Annotated in this window: 6 protein-coding genes; 4 read left to right on the top strand and 2 right to left on the bottom strand. The window is 61.5% G+C overall.

Translation table 11 applies throughout. The features are described 5' to 3' along the window. Positions 1–587 precede the first annotated feature (587 nt). Complete coding sequence (locus HNQ83_RS30660) at positions 588–1,958, bottom strand: DUF1329 domain-containing protein (RefSeq protein ID WP_175392584.1); 1,371 nt, start codon at positions 1,956–1,958, stop codon at positions 588–590. Between the two features lie 25 nt (positions 1,959–1,983). Then, positions 1,984–3,870, bottom strand: coding sequence for a DUF1302 domain-containing protein (locus HNQ83_RS30655; RefSeq protein WP_175392583.1), 1,887 nt, complete (start codon positions 3,868–3,870; stop codon positions 1,984–1,986). 424 nt (positions 3,871–4,294) lie between these two features. Between HNQ83_RS30655 and HNQ83_RS30650 the strand changes: the two genes are divergently transcribed. The 4 genes from HNQ83_RS30650 (at position 4,295) to HNQ83_RS30635 (ending at position 7,304) form a co-directional block, all read left to right on the top strand. After that, positions 4,295–5,482 carry a lipid-transfer protein gene (locus tag HNQ83_RS30650; RefSeq protein ID WP_175392582.1) on the top strand — a complete coding sequence of 396 codons (1,188 nt, stop codon included), beginning with the start codon at positions 4,295–4,297 and terminating at the stop codon, positions 5,480–5,482. 84 nt (positions 5,483–5,566) lie between these two features. Further along, positions 5,567–6,007 carry a MaoC family dehydratase N-terminal domain-containing protein gene (locus tag HNQ83_RS30645; protein ID WP_175392581.1) on the top strand — a complete coding sequence of 147 codons (441 nt, stop codon included), beginning with the start codon at positions 5,567–5,569 and terminating at the stop codon, positions 6,005–6,007. Positions 6,008–6,017: 10 nt separating this feature from the next. Next, positions 6,018–6,437 (top strand): MaoC family dehydratase, encoded by a 420-nt coding sequence (locus HNQ83_RS30640; RefSeq protein ID WP_175392580.1) that lies wholly within the window; start codon positions 6,018–6,020, stop codon positions 6,435–6,437. A 39-nt stretch (positions 6,438–6,476) separates the two neighbouring features. Next, the gene (locus tag HNQ83_RS30635) at positions 6,477–7,304 is read left to right on the top strand and encodes an SDR family NAD(P)-dependent oxidoreductase (protein WP_175392579.1); all 828 of its coding nucleotides are present in this window, start codon (positions 6,477–6,479) and stop codon (positions 7,302–7,304) included. Positions 7,305–7,472: the final 168 nt, after the last annotated feature.

Genomic DNA, 7,472 nt, shown 5'->3' with positions numbered 1-7,472 from the left:
TCGCTCCCACAGTTGGATTTTTGCCAGCGGTGGGATTGGTGTCTGGTCAGAAGGCTGGGCGCATTCCCCTGTAGGAGCAATGCTTGCTCGCGATGACGGCCTGACAGCCGACCCATCCCTCACAGCCATGTCCCTGATCCCAGTGTGGGAGCGAGCCTGCTCGCGAAGGCGGTGTGTCATTCAGCATCAATGGTGACTGATATGGCCCCTTCGCGGGCAAGCCACGCTCCCACAGGGGATTGGGGGGGCATCCGCAAAAGTCAGGTCGGCTGTCAGGCCGCCTCGCTTTGGCTTTTGATCTTGATCTGCCCCGTCGGAAGGCCGAGTGGAAGTTCTCTGTAGGAGCAAAGCTTGCTCGCGATGGCGGCGTACCAGTCGTCATCGTTGTTGACTGGACTGCCGCGATCGCGAGCAAGCTTTTCTCCTACAGGCTTTTCCAAGTAATCCGCCGTAAGGGCGGAACCCCAAGTAGCCGTTACCGAAAAAACGGATATGTACACCGTCACTTCACGCAGTGATGGTCAGTTAAACGCCAAAACGCAAAACGCCCCGCAAGCGGGGCGTCTGTTTAACAACCATTCTAAGGGTCAACGAATACCCGCATTGCGCAACGCCGCAGGCGTGAAGTCCGCCAGTTTGGTCCGGTTACCGTAAAGCGGCGCCGATTTGGCCTCGTTGCTCATGGTCGCGACGATGTAGCGTCCGGCGAGCAAGTCGTAGAACCCTTGCGCCGCGGGCGCATTCACGCCTTTTTCATAGTTGTTGTAGGTGTAGTTCTCACCCACGCGCCAGAGCTGGCCGCGACCGTCGTAATGGTCCACCTCGGAGAGCACCCAGGTGTCTTCATCGAAATACATGTCGCGCTTGGCGTAAATGTGCCGCTCACCGGACTTCAGTGTCGCCTGCACATGCCATACGCGATGCAGCTCGTAGCGGGTCAGGTCCTGGTTGATATGGCCGGGCTTGATGATGTCGGCGTACTTCACGCTCGGCGACTGCAGCTTGTAGTTGTTGTAGGGAATGTACATCTCCTTCTTGCCGATCAGCTTCCAGTCGTAGCGGTCCGGGGAGCCGTTCATCATGTCGGCGTTGTCGGATGTCCGCATGCCGTCCGAGGCCAGGCCCGGGGCGTCATAGGCAAGTTGTGGCGCGCGACGGACCCGGCGCTGACCGGCGTTGTAGGTCCAGGCCTTGCGAGGCTCTGTCACCTGGTCGATGGTTTCGTGGGCCATGGACACGGTGCCTGCCAGGCGCGCCGGCGCGTCGACGGCGAAAATGTAGTAGTAAAGAATGTTCTTGTCGGTTTGCGGGTCTACGCCATCCATGTATTGCGGGAAGCTGTTCTGGTCATGGGTCTCGACGATGGTGTAGGCGCCATCGACCTGCGGTACGGCCTGAACCGACCAGCGTTCCACGTTCTCACCGCGAAAACGGGTCACATGGTTCCAGTAGACCTCGACACCGCTCTTGGGGATCGGGAAGGCGTAGTAACGCGAGTCGGAAAAATTGCCCAGGCCGGTGCCGTCACTGACCAGTTGCACATTCAGCGCACTCTTTTTCGCGGCCGCGTAGACGGCCGAAGGTGCGGAAGCCGTACGGTGGCTCGGATAGACCGGGATCTTGTACGTCTCTGGATAGCGTTTGAACATCGCCAGTTGCCCGGGCGTGAGCTTGTCCTTGTATTGCTCGGCATTGGCGGCGGTGATGGTGAACAACGGCTTTTCATTTTTGAACGGATCGCCGAGGAAGCCCTTGGCGTCTACGGGTGCGGCGCCCGCCTTGAGGCCGCCGTCCCAGGCGGGAATGCTCTTGTCGGCGTTGCCTTCCTTCTGCGCGCCGAGTGGCGTCAGGGTCGTGCCGAGTTGGGCCGCTTCCTGTTCGCTGACGGCGGCCATGACGCTGGTGGCCAGCAGGGAGAGCGCAAGGGCCCCGGCGGTGATGATCATTCTTGCTTTCATGGATTGACCCTCTGTCTATTGCGACTCAGAAGTTGACGCCGAAACTGAGCGAGACGAAGTCCCGGTCGGTATTGGTGTTGAAGTTGCCGCCGAAGAAGTCCGTGTAGCTCAGACTCGCGGTGTAGGTGCTCATGTAGTCGGCATCCACGCCGAGGCTGACGGCTTTGGCGCCTTCCTCGAAGTTCGGGCCCCAACCGTCCACGTCGTGGGACCAGGCCAGGTTCGGCGAGAGGTTGATGCCGGCAATCACGTTCGTGTAGTCCAGCTTGGCGCGCGCGCGATAGCCCCAGGAGTCGGTGGTGTAGAAGCCATGGCTATTGCACTCCTTCTGCGGGTTGGTGGCGGTGGCGCAGACGGTTGCATTCTGGGTGCCGGGAAATTCGCCCGCACCGAACACCGGGCTGCGTCCGAAGCGGATGTCGGTGCCGTCGGCCGAGCCCAGGCCGTTGATGCGGTTGTAGCCCACTTCGCCGACCAGGGTGAGTCGGCTGGCGCCCCAGATCTGATCGAAGAATTGCGTGGCCGTGACCTGCGCCTGCATGACCGGCATGCGCTTGTAGCCGGGCAAGTCGCCGCCCAGGGCCTGTGCCGTTTCACCGGAGGTAAACACCGGCGAGGTCTGGGTGCGGAAGTTGGTGTCGGTGGATTGAATCGCTGCCAGGTTCAAATCGGCGGTATTGATCTGCAGCGGCATGTTGGGGCGGTAGCTCAGTTCGCCACCGACCGAGGTTTCACCCAGGGTGGTCTGGAAGCTCAGCCCGTAGAGGCGGATGTCCTCCGGATAGTCGACGAAGTAACGGGCGGCGCGCACCCGGTCGAACTGGTTCTGGGCCACACCAATGGTACGGGCGGCGGCGGGCAGGGCGGCGACCTGGGCCGCAGTGATCGGCGCGACCGTGGTTTGCGTGAAGCTCAGGTAGGGGTTGCGGCTGTGATAGTTCATGGCATAGAAGCCGAACTCGGTGTCGTGCAACTCCGGCACGAACCAGCGCAGCGCTATGCCGAACTGGCCGCTGTCCCGTGGATCATTGTCCTTGGAGCGCGGCATGTAGACGTCGTCCCGCACCTGACCACTGAGAATCTGCGCGGCAGTGGCGGTATTGCGGGCCACGCCGGGGGCGAGGTCGGGGCCGGCGAACACCAGGCGGTCGTTGCAGCCCTGGGGCAGCGGATCGGAACCGAAGAAGGTGCCGCAGTTGTCGACCACCGAGTTTTCCCATTCCAGCTGGTAGAACGCCTCGGCGGTGAGGTTCTCGGCCAGGCCCTGGGAGACGTACAGCATGTTCACCGGGATCAGGCCTTCCTTGACCTCGGCGCCTGGACGGCGCAGGGCCGCGACGTCGACCGGGTTGATGCTGTTGATCGAGTTGCCGATGAAGGTGCTTTCGCCCCAGCTCACCACCTGTTTACCCAGGCGCACGTTGCCGGGCAGGTCGCCGAGGTTGTAGTTGTGGTAGACGAAAGCGTCGAGGAATTCGGCGCCGGAAGACTTGGCCAGATCGTCACGACCGCTGTCGTTGATGTCGTAGAACGGGCGGTGTTCATCCTTCAGTTCGAAGTCGTACCAATACTTGCCGCGCACGAAGACACCGCTGTCGCCGTACTTCAGTTCAAGGTCATGCACGCCTTTGAAGATCTTCGAGAAGGTTTCGCCTTTCTTGAAGTTCTGCCGGTTGTCATCCGCGGTGCGGGTGGCCGACTCGCCGCGCAGGCCAAGGGTGTTGGCGGAGTTGATGAACTTCGGGTCCGGGCCGCGTACGGACCAGCTGGCACCGACGGAAAGGGACGAGTCGAACTGACCTTCGATTTCGCCGATGTTGAAGTCGACGGCACCAGCCGGCATGGCCGAGCCGAGTGCGACGGCGGCGGCGAGCAGGTGTGGCTGGAATACTACCGGTTTTCTTATTGTCATTCGGTGCTCCAATTTCGTGTTTCCTTGAATGTCGGGTCGCCAACAAATCGACCTGGTTTCAGGATTGGCAGAACAGCCCAGGTGGCAGTGAAAAGTGGTGTGCGCTCGTGCCCCTGGTTTCTTTGGGTTTCACCGTTGTCCAACGGTGTGCCGAATCGATACCTGACCGGCGAATACACCTTCCTACGGGTTATTCGTTGCTCCCCCCCTCTAGTAAGGGGGGGGGGAGGTGTTGGCCGACAAAATAGGAGTTGCCTTAAAGGGCGAGAGCCGAATCTGCTGCCAGACCGGTTCGGACAATCCCCCTCGACAGGAGGGGGGGATACCGCGCGGGGTTACAGGACCATCGACTCCAAGGCTCTACAGGCTTGACGCCGTTCTGGCGTCATTCCCGAAACCTGCTCAACTCACCTTGGAGAAAAAGATGTCGCAGAAAGTCTATGTAGCCGGTGTCGGCATGATCCCGTTTGCCAAGCCAGGCCAAAGCGGTACGTATATCGAGATGGGCGCGCAAGCCATCCGCCTGGCCTTGCAGGACGCCGGGCTGGATTACCGCAAGGTCCAGCAGGCCTACGCCGGTTATGTGTATGGCGACTCGACCAGCGGCCAGTCGGCACTCTACGAAGTGGGGCTGACCGGTATCCCGGTGATCAACGTCAACAACAACTGCGGCAGCGGTTCCACGGCACTCTTCCTGGCGCGCCAGGCGGTGGAAAGTGGTGCCGTGGATTGCGCCCTGGCGTTCGGCTTCGAGCAGATGCAACCGGGTGCGTTGAAATCCCACTGGCTTGACCGCCCGATCACCTACGGCAAGGGCCATGAAGTGGCCGACGCGATCTTCCCTGAAGGCCGTGAAATGCCGGACGCCCTGAAATTCTTCGGCGGTGCCGGTCGCGAGCACATGGAGAAATACGGCACGAAGATGGAAACCTTCGCGGCCATTCGCGCCAAGGCCAGTCGCCATGCCGCCAACAACCCGTTGTCGGTGTTCAAGAAGGTGATTACCACCGAAGACGTCATGAACGACCAGGTGATTTTCCCGGGCGTCATGACCCGCCTGATGGCTTGCCCACCGACCTGCGGCGGTGCCGCGGCAATCGTGGTGTCCGAGCGTTTCGCCAAGCAGCACGGTCTGCGCACCGACGTGTGCATCCTGGCCCAGGCCCTGGTGACCGATCAGCCGGAAGCCTTCGAACCGCCATCGCTGATCAGCATCGTCGGCGTCGGCATGACCCGCCAGGCGGCAACCGAAGTGTACGAAAAAGCCGGCGTCGGTCCGGAAGACATCCGTGTCTGCGAGCTGCACGACTGCTTCGCCCATAACGAATTGCTGACCTACGAAGGCCTGGGCTTCTGCCCGGAGGGCGGGGCGGAAAAATTCGTGATGGACGGCGACAACACCTACGGCGGGCAAGTGGTCATCAACCCGTCGGGCGGCCTGCTGTCCAAAGGTCACCCGCTGGGCGCCACCGGTCTTGCCCAATGCTACGAGCTGACCCATCAACTGCGTGGCACCGCCGACAAGCGTCAGGTGGCGAACCTCGAGCACGCCCTGCAGCACAACCTGGGCCTGGGCGGCGCCGGCATTGTGACCCTGTTCGGTCGCGGCTGATGACACGGCGCGCCTGTTGCGGGCGCGCCCTTTTTTGTATTTGAAAAGCTTGATTGAAAGCACTGACTGACAGGACTGCGTGACATGGCAGACAAGAGTCTGATCGGACGCTCGTTGGGCGTAACAAGCTGTGAAGTTGAAAAGGGCCGCCTGCGCTTTTTCGCCAAGGCCATCGGTGAAACCGACCCGGTGTACACCGACGAATCCGTCGCCAGGCGCGCCGGTCACCGGTCATTGCCGGTACCGCCGAGTTTCCTGATGTGCCTGGAGGCCGAAGGGCGCGACAGCGACCACATCGTGCAGGACATTTTCGGCTTCGACCTGGGGCGCATCCTGCATGCCGAGCAGGGCTTCGACTATCACGGCCTGGCCTATGCCGGCGACGTGCTCACCTTCGATACCCGGGTGGTGGATGTCTACGAGAAAAAAGGCGGGGCCTTGACCTTTGTGGTGCAACAGACCCGCGTCACCAATCAGGACGGTCAGCACATCGCCGACATCCGCTCGTCGCTCGTGCAGCGCTGAGGAGCCCGACATGAACGCATTTCAGTTACCGGATGTGCAGGTTGGTTTCGAGTTGCCGCCGCTGACGTTGCCGGCCATCAACCGCACCACCCTGGCGTTGTACGCGGGGGCCTCGGGCGATCACAACCAGGTGCACATCGACCTGGACTTCGCCCGCAAGGCCCGGCAGCCCGATGTCTTCGCCCACGGCATGCTTTCGGTGGCCTACCTGGGCCGCCTGCTCACCGCCTGGGTACCGCAGCAACAGATCCGCAGCCTGGCGGTACGTTTCACCGGCATCACCCAACTGGGGCACATCCCCACTTGTCACGGCAAGGTCATCGAACGGTTCGAAGTCGATGGCGAGCGACGCGTGCGGTTGGCGATCCGCTGCATCAATCAATACGGCGAAGAGAAGCTGGTCGGCGAAGCCACCGTGGCGCTCATCTGAAGTACTTATCTGAATCCAACAAGAACAAGGAACATTCCCATGAAGAAACTTGAAGGCAAAGTCGCGCTGGTCACCGGTTCCGGTCGTGGCATCGGGCGCAGTGTCGCCCTGAAACTGGCGGGTGAGGGCGCGCGCGTCGTGGTCAACGACCTGGACGCCGGTCCCGCCGAGGAAGTGGTTGCCGAGATCCGTGCCATCGGCGGTGAAGCCGTTGCCTGCGTGGGCAGCGTCACGGCAGCCGACTTCGCCGACCGCTTCGTCAAGACCGCGGTCGACAGCTATGGCGGCATCGACATCATCGTCAACAACGCCGGCTACACCTGGGACAACGTGATCCAGAAGATGAGCGACGAACAGTGGTACGCGATCATCGACTGCCACATCACCGCACCATTCCGCATCCTGCGCGCCGCCCAGCCGATCATCAGTGCCATGGCCAAGAAGGAAGCGGCCGAAGGTCGCGTGGTCAACCGCAAGGTTGTCAACATCGCCTCGACCTCCGCTGGCGGCAACCCGGGTCAGGTCAACTACTCCACCGCCAAGGCGGGTGTGCTGGGCATGACCAAATGCCTGGCCAAGGAATGGGGGCGCATGAAGGTCAACGTCAACGCCGTTGCCTTCGGCCATATCGAAACCCGCCAGACCCAGCCGGTGGAAGGCGATCCGCATTTCATCAACATCGAAGGCCGCGAGATCAAGGTGGGCATCAGCCCTGCCATCGTCGAGCAGTCCAAAAGCATGATTCCCCTGGGGCGTCCGGGTAACACCGAAGAAGCGGCCGGGGCGGTGTATCTGTTCTGCATTCCGGAGTCGGATTATGTCAGTGGGCAGGTGCTGGTGTGTGGTGGGGGGTTGGGGAACGTCTGAATGCGGTGGCCGGGGTGCCTTGGTGCTCCGGCTGTTCATTTGGATTGGGTGTATATCCATTGCTGCGGTTAGGGTTCCGCCCTTGCGGCGGGTCACTTGGAAGAGCCTGTAGGAGCGAGCCTGCTCGCGAAGGCGGTGTGTCATTCAGCATAAATGTTGACTGACCTG

The organism is Pseudomonas sp. C2B4, from assembly GCF_013359695.1.
Lineage (GTDB): Bacteria > Pseudomonadota > Gammaproteobacteria > Pseudomonadales > Pseudomonadaceae > Aquipseudomonas.
The sequence above is the reverse complement of the archived record's forward strand: the minus strand, read 5'-3'. Positions and strand labels throughout refer to the sequence as shown.

Excerpts from the sequence above, each read along its gene's own strand:
- HNQ83_RS30660 (WP_175392584.1), bottom strand. The coding sequence starts at position 1,958 with ATGAAAGCAAGAATGATCATCACCGCCGGGGCCCTTGCGCTCTCCCTG.
- HNQ83_RS30655 (WP_175392583.1), bottom strand. The coding sequence starts at position 3,870 with ATGACAATAAGAAAACCGGTAGTATTCCAGCCACACCTGCTCGCCGCC.
- HNQ83_RS30650 (WP_175392582.1), top strand. The coding sequence starts at position 4,295 with ATGTCGCAGAAAGTCTATGTAGCCGGTGTCGGCATGATCCCGTTTGCC.
- HNQ83_RS30645 (WP_175392581.1), top strand. The coding sequence starts at position 5,567 with ATGGCAGACAAGAGTCTGATCGGACGCTCGTTGGGCGTAACAAGCTGT.
- HNQ83_RS30640 (WP_175392580.1), top strand. The coding sequence starts at position 6,018 with ATGAACGCATTTCAGTTACCGGATGTGCAGGTTGGTTTCGAGTTGCCG.
- HNQ83_RS30635 (WP_175392579.1), top strand. The coding sequence starts at position 6,477 with ATGAAGAAACTTGAAGGCAAAGTCGCGCTGGTCACCGGTTCCGGTCGT.